The organism is Desulfoluna butyratoxydans, from assembly GCF_900699765.1.
Taxonomy (GTDB): Bacteria; Desulfobacterota; Desulfobacteria; order Desulfobacterales; family Desulfolunaceae; genus Desulfoluna; species Desulfoluna butyratoxydans.
On the sequence record NZ_CAADHO010000012.1, the window covers coordinates 131,804 to 148,640 of the forward strand.

Sequence of the window (16,837 nt, forward strand, 5' to 3'; positions counted from 1 at the left end):
CAGCATGATGACTCGACTGACCAGATCACTTTTCTCTTTTTTGATGATCATGATCGTGGTGATGGCCGGAGCCGATCCCGTTCGGGCTGAAGAGGCGGCGAAACGAATCGCCGTTCTTCCGTTTCGCGTGGTTTCTGAAACAGATCTTTCGTACCTTTCCGATCAGATCCCTGCAACCCTTTCCGGCCAGCTCCAGCGAGATGGGGGCGAGATGGTGGACGCCGGGCCCCTGATGGGTGCCGTGGGAGAAGACGGGGCCGTGAACACCGCTCGCCTTTCCACCCTGGCGACATCCGAGAACATCGATCATGTGGTCTGGGGAACCATGACCCAGACAGGGGATACCTTCAAGCTGGACGCCAAGCTGTTTGACGTGCGCCGTTCAACCACCACCCCCCTTTCCAGCGAGGGCAGGGGCGTGGAGACCCTCATCTCCACGGTGGGGGACCTGGCCGTAAAGATCGGCTCCCGTATCTTCAGCTTTGAGACCGTGGCCGATGTCAAGGTGGAGGGGAACCGCCGTATCGAGTCCGACGCGGTGCTTCGCGTGGTCCGTGTCAAGGCCGGGGACCGTCTGAAAAAGGACGCCCTCACCCGGGACATGAAAGCCATCTACCGCATGGGGTACTTCGAGGACATCAAGGTGGTGGCCGAGCACCATGACGATGCCACGGCCACGGTGGTCTTCCGCGTGAAGGAGAAACCCACCATCCGAAACGTTCTGGTGACGGGGAACCATGTCTTCGACGACGAGAAGATCAAGGAGAACATCACCCTCTCCAAGGGGGCCATCTTCAACACCGGCGCCTTGAACACCTCCATCAAGCAGATCGAGAGTCTTTACAACGAAAAGCATTACTATAAGACCAAGGTGAGCTACCGGCTCATCGACGTGGAGAACAACCAGGCGGATCTTGAGTTTACCCTGGAGGAAGGGGAAAAGATCTGGATCAAAAAGATCTCCGTTGAGGGCAACGATTTTTTCTCGGACAAGAAGATCCGGAAGATGATCAAGACCAAAAAGAAGGGGTTCTTCTCCTGGCTGACCTCCTCCGGGACCCTGGAGATGGCGGACCTGAACGTCGACATGGCGGTGATCAACGCCGAATACCAGAAAAACGGTTTCATCGACTGCCGCATCGCAGACCCCGTGGTGGAGTACAAGGGCAAATGGATCTTTGTCACCATCAAGATCGAAGAGGGCATCAGGTACTCCCTGGGCAAGGTGGATGTTTCAGGAGATATCCTGGATACCAAGGAGGCGCTTTTCGAGAGGCTGACCGTGGAGCAGGATGAGTTCCTCAACCGCGAGAAGGTCCAGAACGACGTGGTGGCCCTCACCGACACCTACAGTGATGAGGGGTATGCCCGGGCCTCTGTGGTTCCCGACATCCGGCGCAACCGCAAAGAGAAGGTGGCTGATGTGACCTACCGGGTCACCAAAGGGAGCCTGGTTTACTTCGATAAGATCATCATCACCGGCAACACCGTGACCCGGGACAAGGTGATCCGCCGCCAGCTCAAGGTCTACGAGCAGGAGCTCTACCGGGGGGCAAGGCTCAAGGAGAGTGTGCGGAACCTCTACCGCCTGGAGTACTTCGGGGACATCAAGGTCAACACTCTGGACACCACGGACCCGGACAAGGTCAACCTCTCCATCGACGTCAAGGAGAAGCCCACCGGGACCTTTACCTTCGGCATGGGCTACAGCAGCGAGGACAAGCTCTTCGGTACCACCTCCATCTCCAAGCGAAACCTCTTCGGCAGGGATCAGTCCCTGGACCTGAAGGCCCAGTTCGGCGGAACCGGCAACAAGTTTACCTTGAGCTTTGTGGAGCCCTGGCTTTTTGACATTCCCCTCTACTCCAAGTATGAATTGAAAAAGTGGGACGACGAGTACACCTCCTATGACAAAGAGAGTGTCGGCGGCGGGCTGACCCTGGGTTACCCTGTTTTCGACTACACCCGCGCCTTTGTCTCCTACACCTTTGAGAAAAACACCATCGACGACATCGACGCCACGGCATCGGATCAGATCAAGGAGATGGAGGGCGAGAATACCCTGAGCAGCGCCGCCTTCAGTCTCAACTACGACTCCAGGGACCGGCGGTACAACGCCCAGACCACCCGGGGCTTCAACCACACCCTCAGGGTGGAGCACACCGGTGGGCCCCTGGGGGGCGACATCAGCTACTCCAAGTACACGGCCGAGTCCAGCTGGTTCTTTCCCGTTGCCTGGAAGCTTATCGGCATGCTCCACGGCGAAGGGGGCCTTGTCCATGAAAACAGCGGCGGGTTTCTTCCGGACTACAAGAAGTTTTACTTAGGGGGCATCAACTCCCTGCGCGGCTTCGACTTTGAGGATGTGCACCTGGAGGACGATGAAGGCAAGACCATCGGTGGTGAAAAGTACGTGCAGTTCAACGCCGAGCTCATCGCCCCCCTGTTCGGGGTGGACGGTCTGGTGGCCCTGATCTTCACCGATGCGGGTAACGTGTACGAGGAGAACGGAAACATCGATCTCTCGGACCTTCGTCACACCTACGGCTTTGGCTTTCGCTGGTATTCGCCCATCGGTCCCATTCGCTTTGAAAGGGGCTACATTGTGGATCCCGAACCCGACGAAGGATCGGGACGCTGGGAGTTCACCATGGGCACGGCGTTCTAAAGCCAAAGCATACTGCGGAATCAAACGGGGGTTATTATGCGATGCATTACCAGGTGCCTGATGGCATTGGCTTTCCTTGCTCTGCTGGGGGGAAGCGTTCAGGCCGCGGACGTGGCAAAAATCGGCGTGGTGGATTTCCAGCGCGTGCTCAAGGAGTCCAAAGCGGGGCGTGAGGCTGCAGAAGCCTTTCGAACCAAACAGGCAGAACGCACGGCAGAACTCGGGCGCCTGAAAAAGCGCATCGGGGTCCTGCAGGGTGAACTGGAGAACCTTGAGCTTTCCGCCACCACCCGCGAGGTGGGCGAAAAGCGAAAGGAGCTGGAGACGCTCTTAGGCGAGTTCAAGGCGGCGGACAGGAAGTACAGCCGCCTTTTTGAAGATATCAACCGCAGGCAGACGGAGAAGATCCGATCGGATCTGGCCGGGATTATCGACCGGCTCGGTCGAAAAGGGGGCTACCTGCTGATTGTCGAAAAAAAAGAAGTGCTCTACGCCCCCGAGTCCATGGATATGACAAGCAGGCTCATCGGCCTGTACGATAAGGCATACGAAAAGAGGTAAGATGAAGCGGACCGTTCAAGAAATCGCCGACATGCTGGGAGGAACCGTCATTGGTGACGGCTCCCGGGTTGTCACGGCTCCGGCGCCTTTTGAAGACGCAAAGGAAGACCAGGTTGTCTTTGCAGGGGATGCAAGCTACCTGAAACGGCTCTCGGAGACAGGCGCCGGCACGGTGCTCGTGCCCGAAGCCCGGGACGACAGCGACAAGGCACTCATTGTGGTGGACAACCCCAGGGTGGCCTTTATCAAGGTTATGGAGTTCTTTGCCCCCAAAGGGGACGTGACCCACAAGGTGAGCCCCCGGGCGTGTATCGGAGAACAGGTCACCTTCGGGGGGCCTGTTGAGATCGGTCCCGGCGCGGTGATCTGCGACAACGTCACCCTGGGCGCGGGTTGCCGCATTTTTCCCGGGGTGGTCGTGGAAGAGGGCGCCCGCCTCGGCGACGGCGTTACCCTGAAATCAAACGTCACCATCGGCCACGACTGCATCCTGGGAAATCGGGTGATGGTCCACTCCGGAAGTGTCATCGGCAGCGACGGGTACGGCTTTGCCCCGGAAGGGACAAGCTACCGGAAAATTCCCCACACCGGCATTGTTCAGATCGACGACGACGTGGAGATCGGTGCCCTGAACGCCATTGACCGGGCCACCTCCGGGCGGACCTGGATCAAACGCGGGGTGAAAACCGACAACCTGGTCCATGTGGCCCACAATGTGGAGGTGGGGGAAGACACCCTTCTGGTGGCCCAGGTGGGCATTGCCGGCAGCACCACGGTGGGCAACCATGTGATCCTGGCCGGCAAGGCGGGGATCTCCGGCCATATTCATATCGGCGACAACACCATCGTCGGTCCCGACGCCGGGGTGGTCAAGTCCCTGGGTGAGGGGGAGGTGGTCTCCGGGACACCTGCCATGCCCCACAAGCTGTGGCTGAGGCTTATCAGCCTCATGCCCAAATTGCCCGAGCTCAAGCGCACGGTTTCCCGCCTCGAAAAGCGGGTCTCCCGCCTTGAATCCGGCGAGTAAAGGCGCAGGGAAAGGGACCGCCCGGTTGCTTCCCGTTGCGAGGTTCCCTCGTAAGGTATACACTGTAGGGGATCTTCGGTGCATCGTGCCGTGATATCAGAACCGATCAAAAGAACTTTGAGAGCATTTGCACCGATTTGGTGTGCAGAATATATAAGGACGTGCCATGACAAACATACACCCGACAGCCATCATTGACCCAACGGCAGAGATTGACGACGATGTCGTCATCGGCCCCTACACCATCGTCAGGGGCAACACCTCCATTGGAGCCGGAACCGAGATCGCCTCCCATGTGGTCATCGACGAGCACACCAGCATCGGCCCGGACTGCCGGATTTTCCAATACGCCTCCGTGGGAGCGGCTCCCCAGGACCTGAAGTTCAAAGGCGAGGTAACCCACCTCAAGGTGGGGCGGGGCACCGTGATCCGCGAATTTGTGACCATCAACCGGGGCACCGGCGTGGGCGGCGGCATCACCGAGGTGGGGGCCGAGAACTTTCTCATGGCCTATTGCCACGTGGCCCATGACTGCAAAACCGGGCGCCGGGTCATCCTTGCCAACAACTCCACCCTGGCAGGCCACTGCGAGCTCGGGGATTTTTCCAACATCGGCGGGTTCACCGCCATCCACCAGTTTGTCCGCGTTGGGGATTACGCCTACATCGGCGGCAAGTCCGTGGTGGTGAAAGACATCCCCCCGTATGTGATTTCCGCCGGTGATCGCGCCACCCTCCACGGGCTCAACAAGGTGGGCATGCGCCGAAGCGACTTTTCCGAGGCCACCATCACCGAACTGAAGCGTACCTACCGTCTCCTGTTCCGCATCGGGCTGACCCTTAACGAGGGCATCGAGCGGGTTCGGGCCGAGGTGAACCAGATTCCCGAGGTCGTGGCTTTCGTCGATTTTATTCAGAACTCCAGCCGAGGGATCACCCGCTAACGATGATACCCGGCAGACACGGCACCGGCACGGCTGACCGGGCACCGGAAAGGAATCACGCCATGAAGGTGGGGATCATTGCGGGCAACGGCCAGTTTCCCCTGCTGTTTTCGCGTGCAGCAAAAGAGAAGGGCTACCGGGTTTACGCCGCAGCGATTAAAAACGAAGCACTGGCCGACGTGGAAGGGCTCTGCGAAGAGACCGAGTGGATCCACATCGGCCAGGTAAAAAAACTGATCCGCTTTTTCAGGGCCCATGGGGTGGCGGAAGTGGTTCTTGTGGGCGGCGTCACCAAGACTAACGTCTTTCGGGATATCCGACCGGACACCAAGGCCCTGGCCTTTCTTGCCCGCATGCGCCATACCCACGACGACACCCTGCTGAGCGCCTTTGCCCTGCTCCTGGAAAAAGAGGGGCTGGCCGTGCGTTCGTCCACCTTTCTGGTGCCGGAGATCCTGGCCGATGCCGGTCTCTGGACCCGGAAGCGCCCCACCGATGCCCAGGCCAAGGACATGTGCACGGGCTGGCATATCGCCAAGGAGATCGGCCGCCTCGATGTGGGGCAGTGCATTGTCATGGGCGGCGGGTCGGTGTTGGCCGTGGAGGCCATTGACGGCACCGACGCCACCATTCGCCGGGGAGGCAGTCTGGGAACGGGCGACGCGGTCCTGGTCAAGGTGAGCAAGCCCACCCAGGACATGCGGTTCGACGTTCCGGCCGTGGGTCTGAATACCCTTCAGACCATGAAGGAGGCCGGGGTCACCGGGCTGGTGCTGGAAGCGGGCCATGCCGTGGTATTCGACCGCGACGCCATGGTGGCCTATGCCGACGAAAACAACATGGCCATTGTGGTGGTGGACGGTTCTCCGGCGTCCTGTCCCGTCCTTGGTGGGAAGTAAGGCGCCGCCAAGGTTCTCTTCTCCAATCAACCCTGTCAGTGATCGCCCCGTGACTCCCGGCGGGGCGTGCCTCTCTGTTGATCCATCCATGCCGCTTTGTTGACCTGCGGTGTGCTGCTCGCCCGAAAGGGGCGGGCCTAAGGTAAGATACATTATCACTATGAAACTATTTCAGGAATTGACCGCCGGTGAACGGCATCGCAAAATTCTGAGGCTCATCCGCAACAGCTGGGCAAAGCTGGGGATTTCCATGGTCTGCATGGCCTTGATCTCGGGCTCCACGGCGGCCCTGGCCTTTCTGATCAAGAATATCCTGGATGATATCTTCATTGCCCAGAACGGCGTGATGCTCAAGGTGGTGACCTTCGTGGTCCTGGGGGTCTCCCTGGTGCGCGGGGTGGCTGTCCTTGCCAAAGAGTACTTCATGAACAACGTGGGGCAGACCATCATCACCACCCTGCGGAACGAACTCTACGGAACCATCCAGGACCTGTCCCTCTCCTTTTTCCAGAAGGAGCGGACCGGGGTCCTCATGAGCCGCATCACCAACGACGTCACCCTTATACAGGCCATGGTCTCCACCTCGGTGACCGCCGCCATCGAGCATGTGTTCACCATCATCGGTCTTACCGGGGTGATCATCTACCGGGACTGGAAGCTGGCCCTGGTGGCTCTGGTGGTTGTGCCGGTGGCTTTTTATCCCATCGTGAAACTGGGCAGGCGGGTCCGCAAGGTGAGCACCGGCACCCAGCAGTCGGTGGGGGAACTCAACACCTTTCTCCACGAGACCTTTGCCGGGGCCAAGATCATCAAGGCTTTCGGACGGGAAGAGTACGAGAAACAGCGGTTTTACAAAAAGTCCTGGGACCTGTTCCGCTTTGAGATGAAAAAGGTGAAGGCCAAGGCCCTCTCCTCGCCCGTGACGGACGTCTGCGGTGGTCTGGGGATCGCGGCGGTGGTCTGGTACGGTGGCCACGGTGTGATCAAAGGCACCTCCACCACCGGGACCTTTCTCTCCTTTTTGACGGCTGTGATGCTGCTTTATGAACCCTTGAAAAAACTCAGCAAGCTCAACAACACCGTTCAGGAGGGCCTGGCCGCCCTGGACAGGGTGTTTGAGATCATCGAGATGGAACCGGAGATCACGGATCGTCCTGGGGCTGTGGAGCTTTCGCCGAGTTCCCACCGGGTGGCTTTTGAGGATGTTACCTTTTCCTATGGGGAAGATCCGGTGCTCAAGGGCATCAACCTCAGCGCCGAGCCCGGAGAGGTCATTGCCCTGGTGGGAATGAGCGGGGGGGGGAAATCCACCTTTATCAATCTTATTCCGCGCTTCTACGATGTGACGTCAGGGCGTATCGCCATTGACGACGTCGATATCCGCAACGTGACCCTGGCTTCCCTGCGCAGCCGCATCGCCATGGTAACCCAGGACGCCATTCTCTTTAACGAGTCCATCCGGGACAACATCGCCTACGGCAACAGCGATGCCACCTGGGAGGACATCGTGGCGGCGTCCAAGGCTGCCTATGCCTATCGGTTCATCATGAGCCTGCCCGACGGTTTTGATACCCGCATCGGTGAGCTTGGGAGCCGTCTCTCAGGAGGAGAGAAACAGCGCCTCTGCATTGCGCGGGCCCTGCTTAAGGATGCCCCCATCCTGCTGCTGGACGAGGCCACCAGTGCCCTGGATACAGAAGCGGAGAAGGTGGTGCAGGATGCCCTTGAGAACCTCATGAAGGGACGAACCACCTTTGTCATTGCCCACCGGCTTTCCACCATCCAGCACGCCGACCGCATTGTGGTGGTTTCCAAAGGGGAGATTGTCGAAGAGGGTAAGCACGACGACCTGCTCGCAAGGGACGGGGAGTATGCCAGGCTCCATACCATGCAGTTTGCAAGGCGGCGTGCCGGAGAAAAGAGCTGAACCGCTCGTAGCTACTCAGCCCAGAAGGGAGCCTCCGGCGGTAAGCCGGGGGCTCCTTGAAATCCTGTGCGGTTGTTGTGATACGAGTGCTCACACAGCTTTTTAAGGCCTGTGTTTGTTAAATCCGTCTTTATAAAATCAGCACAAACTAAAAAAGGCGACCCTTTTCAGGGTCGCCTTTTTTTGCATCTGGGATCAGCGGTTGAGGTTAGTCGTCACCGTTGATTTTGTCGCGGAGTTTACCGGAACACTTGAAGGTCACTACCTTGCGATCCCGTAAAATCATTTCGGCTCCGGTGGCAGGGTTGCGGCCCTTTCGCTCACCCTTGGTTTTGATGCAGAACTTGCCGAAACGGGAGATGAGGACATCCTCGCCTACGGCCAGGGTGTCTTTCATGATGGCCAGCAGTTTTTCGATGATATCTACGGAACGCTGCTTTGAAAATCCCATCTCGCTTACGCGCATCACAATGTCGTTTTTTGTAAGTGTCATACCAACATACTCCTGAAATTTTTGCTGCTTTGAATGCCCCCACTTGCGGGCATTGATAATACATATGGTGAGTTTTAGACTCGACGTCCCCTAAGCGGGGTAGGTGCCGTGTCTGAAAATATAGTCAAAATAATAGTCGTCGTATCCCTGGTCCACGGGGGAGGCGCTCCTGTCCTCTTCCTTGGCTTTGAGGGAACGTTTCCAAAGATCCCGCGCGTATTCGAACAAAACGGTCTTCAGCAACTCGGGATTGGGCGTGATCTCACAGTTGTCCACCACGAACTCGCCGGTCCCGTCGATGAGGACCCGTGTGCTTCGTGCAAACTCAGTGTCATCCATCTCTCCGGATTCATGCATGGCATAAAAATCGGAGATCACCTTTTTGGCCGTTCCTTCAATGGCGTCGATACAATTCATAGCTCAGCTGACGATATCCTTGGTCTGTGTGGCTGTTTCGGACATCCACGGCTCGGCTCCCCTTGATTCCACGGTTGTAACAGCATGGTGTGTTGCAACGCGGATGGGCTACGACATCATGTATGTCGTCGCCCCTTGGCAGAGGGATTTTGTGCCTCCGTGACGGATGTTCTTACACAAAGTTTTTTTAGATATACGGATATGTTATCCTTGTCAAGCATTGAGTGTAAAAGATCTTCTCGACTTCAAGCCCCAAGACCGGGAGACCCCCATGCAACGATGGTTTCTGTCATGCATGGTGCGGTTCCCTGCAGGGGATGCAACTGTCGCGATTTCCCATACCCACGTGTGGTTATATCGTTTGAGGGTTGCCTGTCAAGGGGTTTGTCCCCCACCAAGGCTTTTGGTATGCAATATGAAAATCAAGCGGGGGCGGCTGCCCGGTGCCTTCCGGGGAGAAGGCGTCCCTTGGCAATTGATTTCCTGCTCTAAAATTCATATGCTCGACGGAAAGGATTTGCCCCTGGGGCGTCCCGGGAAGGGCTCGCCATGGGGTGGGGCCGGGTAACGATCATTGTGTTTCAACGTGTATGGGAGTGACTATGGGTGATGAGGGGCTTGGCCGGGCGACGGTTGAGGTGGTGCGCCGCCTCCGGGATGAAGGGGTAACAAACCAGGTGGTGCTGATGCGGCATTCGGCACGCCATTACAGCGACGATCCCAGGCTGGATCCTTTTATGGGGCTGACGGACGAGGGCAAACGGGCCTCCCTGGCCTTTGGGAAAGACCTCGGGGCAGAGGTGCCTGTCACCCCGTGCTCCAGTTATATAGGCCGGTGCATTGAAACTGCCTACCTTCTGCAGCGGGGAAGCGGTTGTGCGGCGGAAAACCTCAATACCCTCGAAGAGGCCCTCTCTCCATTTTATGTAAAGGACATTGAGCGCACCGTGGGCCTGATTCTGGAACACGACCTCACCGGGTTTATCCGGCGCTGGATGGACGGGGCGTTTCCCACAGAGGTGATGGAACCGGCAGACCATGCCGCCTCCGTCATGCTGTCCTTTGCGGACGCGCGCCTTGCCGAAGGGGGCCCGGGGCTCACTGTGGCCGTGACCCATGACTGGAACCTCTTTGCCGTCAAGGAGCACGCCCTGCAACTGGCCCATGAAACCTGGGGCAAGGTGGGGTACCTCGAAGGGGTGGTGCTGTTCCGTGACGGTGAGCGTCTTATGGCTGCCAACCATCAGCGGGAACCCGTTGCTGTGGATGAGGCCCTTCGGTCGGTGACGGAGGTGTCGACGGTCCATGGGTGAGGACAGGAAACCAAAGCAGCGGGATAAACTCCGGCGCCACCTTGCCTGGCGAGTGGCCAGGGCCGTTCGGGAATACCAGATGGTGGGGGAAGGGGATCGCCTTATGCTCTGCCTCTCCGGCGGGAAAGATTCCCTGACCATGGTGGATCTCATGGTCTCCTACCGACGGCAGTGCAAAGAGCGGTTTGACATGGCGGTGGTCTTCCTCGATCACGGCTTCCCGGGCTTTGATGGGGCGTTTTTGCATCGGCACATGGCCGGGGTGGACCTTCCCTTTGAGGTGATCCGCCAGAATATATGGAAGACCCTTCAGGAAAAGTGCCCGGATGGCAAAAACATGTGCGCCCTCTGTGCCCGGCTCAGGAGGGGCGCCCTTTATGCCCATGCGGCATCCAACGGATTTTCCCACCTTGCCCTGGGCCACCACATGGACGACATGGTGGAGACCCTGCTGCTCAACCTTTTTTACGGGGGAATGATGAAGGGGATGCCCCCGAAGCTGGTCACCCGCAAAGGGGACTTGACCGTGATCCGGCCCATGGCCTTTGTGGCGGAGGCGGATATCGTCCGGTACCAGCGCCTTGCCGGGTATGAAACAGCGCCAAAGGATCTGTGCGGGGCAGGTGAAAACGAAAAACGGCGCGAGATCAAAGAGATTCTTGCCGGGTGGCGGAAACAGCATCCCGGCCGTGTGGAGAAAATTTTTCACGGGATGGGGCACGTGGTCCCTTCCCATCTTGCGGACACCTCGCTTTTTGACTTTTAAGCCGGAACGGTCCGGAGTAAGGTAGACCGTTAACCCATGCATCTCCAACGATGAGGAGCCGATGGCCATGATGTCTACACATCCGCCTGCACATGCCGGGGGGCTTCCCCGGGCGTTGTCCTGCCCTGGGGGCACAGGTTGTTTTATTCCCATGGAAACCAGGGATTGCCCGAGGAAAAAGGGGGGGCGCACCGGAAAGGCCTGGGAGCCAGCGCGCGAGAAAGGGATCGCCACCGAAGCGGTGGGCCATTCCGGCGGCGGGGTGGTCATTGTCTGCGCTACCTGCGGGTTCCCCATTACGCGGGATAACGCCCGCATGGAGGTGGGGGGATCCCATACCCACGGTTTTGCCAACCCCCACGGCCTTTATTACGAAATCGGGTGCTTTGCCTCGGCTCCGGGTTGCAGCTTCTCTTCGGATTCGTCCGCCGAATTTTCCTGGTTTGCGGGGTATCGGTGGCGACTGGCCGGTTGCCGGGGGTGCGGTTCCCACATGGGATGGCTCTTTGAGTCCAAAACCGGTTCCTTTGCGGGCCTGATCCTTTCCGCCCTGACCCGGGAAGAAGAGGGGGGAGAGGCGAGAGGGTGAAAAATAAGGTCAAATGGCCAAATGACCAAATGGCTAAAGGCTAAAGGCTAAAGGCTAAGGGCTAAGGGCTAAAGGTGAAGGGCTAAGGGGTTAAGCATTGGGTTCGTCGATTGGGTGTTATGGCGAGAAAGAGATTTTCAGGGAGGCAGTTTTTGGCACAGCGTATTGTTTTTTGTGATTTTGACGGCACCATCACCGAGCGGGACGGGTTTGTTAGCGTATGCAAAACCTTTGCGCCCGAGGCGGTAAAAACCTGGCTTCCCGGAGTTATGGACGGAAGCATCACCCTTCGGGAGGGACTCACCAGGATCCTTGAGACCATTCCCTCCTCACAGTATCCGGCCATGCTGGACCATTGCGAGACGGTTCCCATGAGGCCCGGGCTGGAAGAGCTTATCGACTGGCTGGCCGAGCGGGAGGTGCCCTTTGTGGTTATCTCCGGCGGGCTCAAGGGGCTGGTGCTTCGAAAGCTTGGGGACCTGGCCCATAAGGTTGCGGCTGTCTATGCCCCGGACCTTGAGGTGAACGGGCCTTTATTAAAGGTGGTCAGCGATTTCCCCGGCGAGACAGAGCTCCTGGCCAAGGCCGATGTCATGGCCGCCTATACCTTTGATGAGTCCGTGGCCATCGGCGACGGGATTACCGATTATAATATGGCCAAAACGGCTGATCGGGTCTTTGCACGGCGGCAGCTGGCAGAGCACATGGAGGCCCAGTGCCTTCCGTTTCATCCCTGGACGGATTTTCATGCTGTTCGTGAGGTCCTGGCCTCGGTATGGGACACAAAGTGAGTTGCTGCCCTGTGGACGTTTGCTCTATCTTGGGGCAATGACAACCATTGTCGCATGTGCCATGCTATGAATAACGGGTCCGAAATAGAAATTGTCCGGCCTTCGGGGGTGTGGTAAGGGTAAACCCACGGGGGGCTTGTAACTGCCGGACGATGCGCGGTGAATCCGATGTGGGTACGTCGGGGGCTGCTTCCGGCAGATGGTATATTTAAGGAAAGGGAAACGTAACTATTCAGCTCAAAAAAATAGCCTCCGGCGGCAAGGTGTGCCACCTTGAAAGCAGATAGCAGATGTGTTTCGCCCCTCGTTCCTCGGGTCAAATCACATCTGCCTTTAAAGTAAAAATTCACTCAAAAAGTTTTTTAAAACCTGTTTGTTAAACTTTTTAAAAGTTTAGCCCCCGGCAGGGCCGCCGGAGGCATAAGCTGAATAGTTACAGGGAAACAAGCCAAACCCGTCGTGAGGCGGGGACGGAAAGCCACGGGTCTTGATGGGTCAAGACAGCCGGGTTGCCCCCCGGGTGATTTCGGCTCATCCCCATGGGATGGGCCTTTTTTGTGCCCCCTTGTGGGGACGGACGGGAGGTCTGTCCGGCGCAGGTCCCGGGCCCGTTTTCCTCCGGTAGTCTCTTTTTTTGTGGGGATGCGTATGAGTCCGCAGAGTTATCGTCGGGTGCCCGTGGGGTTCGGTACATCCCGGGCTATGGGGTCTTGGGTCACATCATGTGTGGTGATGGCCTGCCTCACTGTGTTTTGCGTTGTCGCGCCCAATGCTGCGAAGGGCGAGGAGCCGGATGCGGCCCCCATCTCCTGGGATCGGTTCAGCGACACGATCATTCCTTCCTGCAGCCGTAACCTGGGGCGCAACCTGTCACCGACGGCCGCCGACCTGAACGGGGACGGGCGGGCCGAGCTGTATGTGGGGGCGTATGGAAAGCGGGTGATGGCCCTGGCCTGCTCTGCCATGGGCGGGGGAGCCTCAGGTGTCACCGCCAACCCTTTGGACGCCGTCACCATGTCCTATGAAAGCGATACCCCTTGCGTGGCCCTTGCCGATATCGACAACGACGGAGACAATGATGCCGTCTGGTTTGATTTTCGTCCCATGGACAACCGCATGTCATCCGTTTACCTGAACAGAATGGTTTTCCTTAAAAATCAGGGGAGCCCTGTGGCTCCAGACTTCCAGATCGTGTCCGAGGAAGAAAATCCCTTTGCGGGCATTTCGTCTGAATGGCAGGGGACACCGGCCTTCGGTGATTTCGACGGAGACGGCGATGCAGACCTTATTTTCGGTGATCGCTCCGGGACGTTTCGCTATTGTCGGAACCTTCTTGTTGAAGAAGGGGGGGCCGTCTATGCCGAGATGATGGGACGGCTGAACCCCTTCTTCGGCATTGATGTGGGGGACAACTCCAGCCCCGCCGTTCTGGATGTGGATGGCGACGGCGATCTGGACGTGGTGTCCGGGGAAATCCGCGGGGGGCTTCGGTGGATTGAGAACATCACGGCATCAGGCGGTCCTCTGACTTTTGAACTCAGGGAGCCCTCCCGTTGCCCCTTTGCCGCGTTGTCCGTGGGGATTGCCACCATGCCTGCCGTCCTGGATTTGGACGGAGACACCGATCTGGATATTGTTGTGGGAAGCAGCCAGGGCCGTCTTGCCTTTTTGGAGAATCCCTTTCTTCAGCCCGAGTCACCGCCACTCCAGGTGAAAAGCGCTGCGCCCAAGGATCATCAGGAGAACGTGGACCTGTCCGATGCACTGCTGGCGCTCAAGACCCTGGGGGGCGCCCTTGCAAAGGCCCTGGACCCCAAGACAGGCCAAGGCCCGGGTGACGGGGACGGTTCCCAGGAATGAATCACGCCCGGTATTTTTCCCAAAAGGAACTCACAGCAACGGCTCCTTATTGAATTGGCTTGACCGTTTTCCCATGAAATATCCGGGGTAGGGAGGGGGCCATACCATATGCCCTTGCAAATGGATCATTGCGGGTATATTTTGAGTATATGCTCATAATTGCTACCGGGAGTGGAGGCACACGGCCTCCGAGCTTTTACCCACGGCGGCCGATCAGTTGCCAAGGACCGTTTTTTATCCTTATAGGTTTATCATGAACTCATCACAGCCCACAGATCCCATGACCTCCGCCATTCTGGAGAGTATTTCCGACGGCGTGTTCACCGTGGACGAAGCCTGGCGAATTACCAGCTTCAACCGCGCAGCCGAAGCCATTACCGGTGTGGATCGTGAGGAGGCGCTGGGGCGGCCCTGTTGCGAGGTGTTGCGTGCAAGTCTCTGTCAGTCGGCCTGTCCGTTGAGACAGACCATGGCACAAGGCAAATCGCTTCTGGATATCCCGGCCTGGTTTGTGGATGCCGATGGTGAGCGGGTTCCGGTGCGACTCTCCACGGCCATCTTGAGGGACGCCAACGGCAAGGTCCTGGGAGCTGCTGAAACCTTTCGGGACCTTCGGGAGTCCGTGGGAACGGATCGAATCCGTGAGGCCATGCGTCGATTCGGGGACCTTACAAGCCGCAGCCCGAAGATGCAGCAGATTTTCGCCATTCTGCCCAAGGTGGCGGCCAGCAGGAGTACGGTGCTTATCACCGGGGAGTCCGGCACCGGCAAAGAGGTGTTGGCACGGGCCATTCACGGGGCGGGTCCCAGGGCCTCAGCCCCCTTTGTTGCCCTGAACTGTGCGGCGTTTCCCGATACCCTCATTGAAAACGAGCTGTTCGGGCATGAAAAGGGGGCTTTCACCGGTGCGGACCGCAAGCGGGAAGGCCGCATTGCCCAGGCCGGTGGAGGAACCCTTTTTCTGGATGAGATCGGAGACATCTCATCGGCCTTTCAGGTGAGGCTGCTGCGACTGTTGCAGGAGCGAACCTACGAGCCCCTGGGGACGGGACGGACCGACAGCACCGATGCGCGATTTCTTGCCGCGACCCATCAGGACCTGTCGTCCCTGGTTCAACGGGGTCTGTTTCGAGAGGATCTGTTATGGCGGCTGGATGTCATTCGGATTCATTTGCCCCCTCTGCGCGAACGCAAAGAGGATATCCCCGATCTGGCCGACCGGTTTGCCCGGCGGTTCGGGCGACTTGCCGGGCACGAAGAGATGCGGATTCATCCTGTGGCCATGGAACGGCTCCTGGCCCACGACTGGCCGGGAAACGTTCGGGAGCTCGAAAATCGCATCGAGCGGGCAGTGGTTCTTGCCGGCAGCAATGAAATATTGCCGGAATACCTGATGGAGTCCTCGGAGCAGGGGGAAAAAAAACAAGAAGGGTTGGTGTCCGGCCGGGATGCCGCGGAGATTCGCATGATTCGCGACGCCCTGTCCCGTACCGACGGGAATCGCACGGCAGCCGCCAAGATCCTGGGCATCCATCGGAGCACCCTCATCCGGAAACTGGCGAGGTATGGGGAAACAGGAAATCGGGCATAGAAGAAAGGGGCAGGCTGTCACCGGGGAAAAGGACCGTCACTCGGTATGGGTGAATTCTATGGATTGCCCTGACGTCACTTACCCTTGCCTTATGGCCTGTTGCATCCTTGCGACAGGTGCAACAGGGGGTGGTGCAAGATTGCGACAGTTGCCACAGGCATGTGTGAAGATGGTTTTGGAACTATGGTGCATGATATCGATGTGTTAAATGGAGAAAGCCCTCTTGGCATCGTTTATGCATTTTCTCCGGGTAAGAAAGGAGGTCTGCGATGATAATCGCTCTCTGCGTTTGGCAGAATCGGATTGCGCCGGTGTTTGATGTGGGAACCACCCTGCTCCTTGTGGAGCTGGAGGGGAACCATGTGGTACGCCGGACCATGGAGAGGGTCCCTGAGGATCCGGCGGGAAAGATCCACTGGCTCGTAACGGCGGGGGTCTCGGAGCTGATCTGCGGGGCTGTCTCCCGACCGATCCGGATGATGCTGGAGGCAGGGGGGATTGTGACCCACGATTTTCTCGCAGGCGATGCGGACGCCCTGCTCGCAGTGCGCCTTGAAACCGGAACAGTACCCGAGCATTTTCGGATGCCGGGTTGCGGAAGACGGCGACGGAGAAGGGATGGACGCGGAAAAGGACAACATCAATGCAAAGGAGGACGCCATGCCTCGAGGTGATGGAACAGGACCCAATGGACAGGGACCGCAAAGCGGCTGGGGAACCGGCCCGTGCGCACGTAACAATCAGGGAAACCAGCAGGGGGGCCGAGGCGGTGGCCGGGGCGGTCGCGGATTAGGCGGTCGTGGCGGCGGCGGAGGACGATGCCGAGGGGGGATGGGAGCGGGCTTTGGCCGTAACCCTATGCCCGCACCGCCCAAAGAGACCCCTTCTGACGAGTCTTAAGCAAGGGGCCCGTCGGGCACTTATTGCCCGGGGGGCTGTGAAATCGGCGAATAAGACGGCCTGATGCAATGGTGTGTTCAAGAGTGTCGGGC

At 58.4% G+C, this 16,837-nt stretch carries 16 protein-coding genes and 1 riboswitch; of the genes, 14 read left to right on the forward strand and 2 right to left on the reverse strand.

Features of this window, described 5'->3' with window-relative positions; all coding sequences use genetic code 11:
• Positions 1 to 4: 4 nt before the first annotated feature.
• The 6 genes from bamA to MSL71_RS23490 all read left to right on the forward strand — a co-directional run bounded on the left by bamA (position 5) and on the right by MSL71_RS23490 (position 8,025).
• Positions 5 to 2,668 (forward strand): outer membrane protein assembly factor BamA, encoded by a 2,664-nt coding sequence (bamA, locus tag MSL71_RS23465; protein WP_180145913.1) that lies wholly within the window; start codon positions 5 to 7, stop codon positions 2,666 to 2,668.
• Between the two features lie 60 nt (positions 2,669 to 2,728).
• Positions 2,729 to 3,229 (forward strand): OmpH/Skp family outer membrane protein, encoded by a 501-nt coding sequence (locus tag MSL71_RS23470; protein ID WP_180145916.1) that lies wholly within the window; start codon positions 2,729 to 2,731, stop codon positions 3,227 to 3,229.
• 1 nt (position 3,230) lies between these two features.
• Positions 3,231 to 4,256, forward strand: coding sequence for a UDP-3-O-(3-hydroxymyristoyl)glucosamine N-acyltransferase (lpxD, locus tag MSL71_RS23475; protein WP_180145919.1), 1,026 nt, complete (start codon positions 3,231 to 3,233; stop codon positions 4,254 to 4,256).
• Positions 4,257 to 4,422: 166 nt separating this feature from the next.
• Positions 4,423 to 5,199: an acyl-ACP--UDP-N-acetylglucosamine O-acyltransferase gene (gene lpxA, locus MSL71_RS23480; RefSeq protein WP_180145922.1), complete on the forward strand. Its 777-nt coding sequence runs from the start codon at positions 4,423 to 4,425 to the stop codon at positions 5,197 to 5,199.
• Positions 5,200 to 5,261: 62 nt separating this feature from the next.
• Positions 5,262 to 6,098, forward strand: coding sequence for an LpxI family protein (locus MSL71_RS23485; protein WP_180145925.1), 837 nt, complete (start codon positions 5,262 to 5,264; stop codon positions 6,096 to 6,098).
• Positions 6,099 to 6,258: 160 nt separating this feature from the next.
• A complete protein-coding gene (locus MSL71_RS23490) occupies positions 6,259 to 8,025 on the forward strand; it encodes an ABC transporter ATP-binding protein (protein ID WP_180145928.1) in 1,767 nt (588 codons plus the stop codon).
• A 208-nt stretch (positions 8,026 to 8,233) separates the two neighbouring features.
• On the opposite strand, the gene MSL71_RS23495 is transcribed toward MSL71_RS23490, so the two are convergent.
• Both MSL71_RS23495 and MSL71_RS23500 read right to left on the reverse strand, forming a co-directional pair.
• Positions 8,234 to 8,518, reverse strand: a complete 285-nt coding sequence (locus MSL71_RS23495) for an integration host factor subunit alpha (protein WP_180145931.1) — start codon at positions 8,516 to 8,518, stop codon at positions 8,234 to 8,236.
• A gap of 90 nt (positions 8,519 to 8,608) precedes the next feature.
• Positions 8,609 to 8,935, reverse strand: a complete 327-nt coding sequence (locus MSL71_RS23500) for a hypothetical protein (protein WP_180145935.1) — start codon at positions 8,933 to 8,935, stop codon at positions 8,609 to 8,611.
• A gap of 602 nt (positions 8,936 to 9,537) precedes the next feature.
• Between MSL71_RS23500 and MSL71_RS23505 the strand changes: the two genes are divergently transcribed.
• The 8 genes from MSL71_RS23505 (at position 9,538) to MSL71_RS26990 (ending at position 16,745) form a co-directional block, all read left to right on the forward strand.
• Complete coding sequence (locus MSL71_RS23505; RefSeq protein WP_180145938.1) at positions 9,538 to 10,248, forward strand: histidine phosphatase family protein; 711 nt, start codon at positions 9,538 to 9,540, stop codon at positions 10,246 to 10,248.
• Positions 10,241 to 11,014, forward strand: coding sequence for a tRNA 2-thiocytidine(32) synthetase TtcA (gene ttcA / locus MSL71_RS23510; protein ID WP_180145941.1), 774 nt, complete (start codon positions 10,241 to 10,243; stop codon positions 11,012 to 11,014). The genes MSL71_RS23505 and ttcA overlap by 8 nt, the downstream gene beginning before the upstream one ends.
• A gap of 151 nt (positions 11,015 to 11,165) precedes the next feature.
• The gene (locus MSL71_RS23515) at positions 11,166 to 11,603 is read left to right on the forward strand and encodes a cereblon family protein (protein WP_180145944.1); all 438 of its coding nucleotides are present in this window, start codon (positions 11,166 to 11,168) and stop codon (positions 11,601 to 11,603) included.
• Positions 11,604 to 11,755: 152 nt separating this feature from the next.
• Complete coding sequence (locus MSL71_RS23520; RefSeq protein WP_218951124.1) at positions 11,756 to 12,394, forward strand: HAD-IB family phosphatase; 639 nt, start codon at positions 11,756 to 11,758, stop codon at positions 12,392 to 12,394.
• 437 nt (positions 12,395 to 12,831) lie between these two features.
• Positions 12,832 to 12,911: riboswitch (cyclic di-GMP riboswitch) on the forward strand.
• A gap of 215 nt (positions 12,912 to 13,126) precedes the next feature.
• Positions 13,127 to 14,254: an FG-GAP repeat domain-containing protein gene (locus tag MSL71_RS23525; RefSeq protein WP_180145951.1), complete on the forward strand. Its 1,128-nt coding sequence runs from the start codon at positions 13,127 to 13,129 to the stop codon at positions 14,252 to 14,254.
• A gap of 253 nt (positions 14,255 to 14,507) precedes the next feature.
• Positions 14,508 to 15,845: a sigma-54 interaction domain-containing protein gene (locus tag MSL71_RS23530; protein WP_180145954.1), complete on the forward strand. Its 1,338-nt coding sequence runs from the start codon at positions 14,508 to 14,510 to the stop codon at positions 15,843 to 15,845.
• A gap of 269 nt (positions 15,846 to 16,114) precedes the next feature.
• Positions 16,115 to 16,519 carry a NifB/NifX family molybdenum-iron cluster-binding protein gene (locus MSL71_RS23535; protein ID WP_180145958.1) on the forward strand — a complete coding sequence of 135 codons (405 nt, stop codon included), beginning with the start codon at positions 16,115 to 16,117 and terminating at the stop codon, positions 16,517 to 16,519.
• Positions 16,506 to 16,745, forward strand: a complete 240-nt coding sequence (locus MSL71_RS26990) for a DUF5320 domain-containing protein (RefSeq protein WP_180145961.1) — start codon at positions 16,506 to 16,508, stop codon at positions 16,743 to 16,745. The genes MSL71_RS23535 and MSL71_RS26990 overlap by 14 nt, the downstream gene beginning before the upstream one ends.
• Positions 16,746 to 16,837 lie beyond the last annotated feature (92 nt).

Excerpts from the sequence above, each read along its gene's own strand:
- MSL71_RS23490 (WP_180145928.1), top strand. The coding sequence starts at position 6,259 with ATGAAACTATTTCAGGAATTGACCGCCGGTGAACGGCATCGCAAAATT.
- MSL71_RS26990 (WP_180145961.1), top strand. The coding sequence starts at position 16,506 with ATGCCTCGAGGTGATGGAACAGGACCCAATGGACAGGGACCGCAAAGC.
- ttcA (WP_180145941.1), top strand. The coding sequence starts at position 10,241 with ATGGGTGAGGACAGGAAACCAAAGCAGCGGGATAAACTCCGGCGCCAC.
- MSL71_RS23470 (WP_180145916.1), top strand. The coding sequence starts at position 2,729 with ATGGCATTGGCTTTCCTTGCTCTGCTGGGGGGAAGCGTTCAGGCCGCG.
- MSL71_RS23505 (WP_180145938.1), top strand. The coding sequence starts at position 9,538 with ATGGGTGATGAGGGGCTTGGCCGGGCGACGGTTGAGGTGGTGCGCCGC.
- MSL71_RS23535 (WP_180145958.1), top strand. The coding sequence starts at position 16,115 with ATGATAATCGCTCTCTGCGTTTGGCAGAATCGGATTGCGCCGGTGTTT.
- MSL71_RS23515 (WP_180145944.1), top strand. The coding sequence starts at position 11,166 with ATGGAAACCAGGGATTGCCCGAGGAAAAAGGGGGGGCGCACCGGAAAG.
- lpxA (WP_180145922.1), top strand. The coding sequence starts at position 4,423 with ATGACAAACATACACCCGACAGCCATCATTGACCCAACGGCAGAGATT.
- MSL71_RS23485 (WP_180145925.1), top strand. The coding sequence starts at position 5,262 with ATGAAGGTGGGGATCATTGCGGGCAACGGCCAGTTTCCCCTGCTGTTT.
- lpxD (WP_180145919.1), top strand. The coding sequence starts at position 3,231 with ATGAAGCGGACCGTTCAAGAAATCGCCGACATGCTGGGAGGAACCGTC.
- MSL71_RS23495 (WP_180145931.1), bottom strand. The coding sequence starts at position 8,518 with ATGACACTTACAAAAAACGACATTGTGATGCGCGTAAGCGAGATGGGA.
- MSL71_RS23530 (WP_180145954.1), top strand. The coding sequence starts at position 14,508 with ATGAACTCATCACAGCCCACAGATCCCATGACCTCCGCCATTCTGGAG.
- MSL71_RS23525 (WP_180145951.1), top strand. The coding sequence starts at position 13,127 with ATGGCCTGCCTCACTGTGTTTTGCGTTGTCGCGCCCAATGCTGCGAAG.
- bamA (WP_180145913.1), top strand. The coding sequence starts at position 5 with ATGATGACTCGACTGACCAGATCACTTTTCTCTTTTTTGATGATCATG.
- MSL71_RS23500 (WP_180145935.1), bottom strand. The coding sequence starts at position 8,935 with ATGAATTGTATCGACGCCATTGAAGGAACGGCCAAAAAGGTGATCTCC.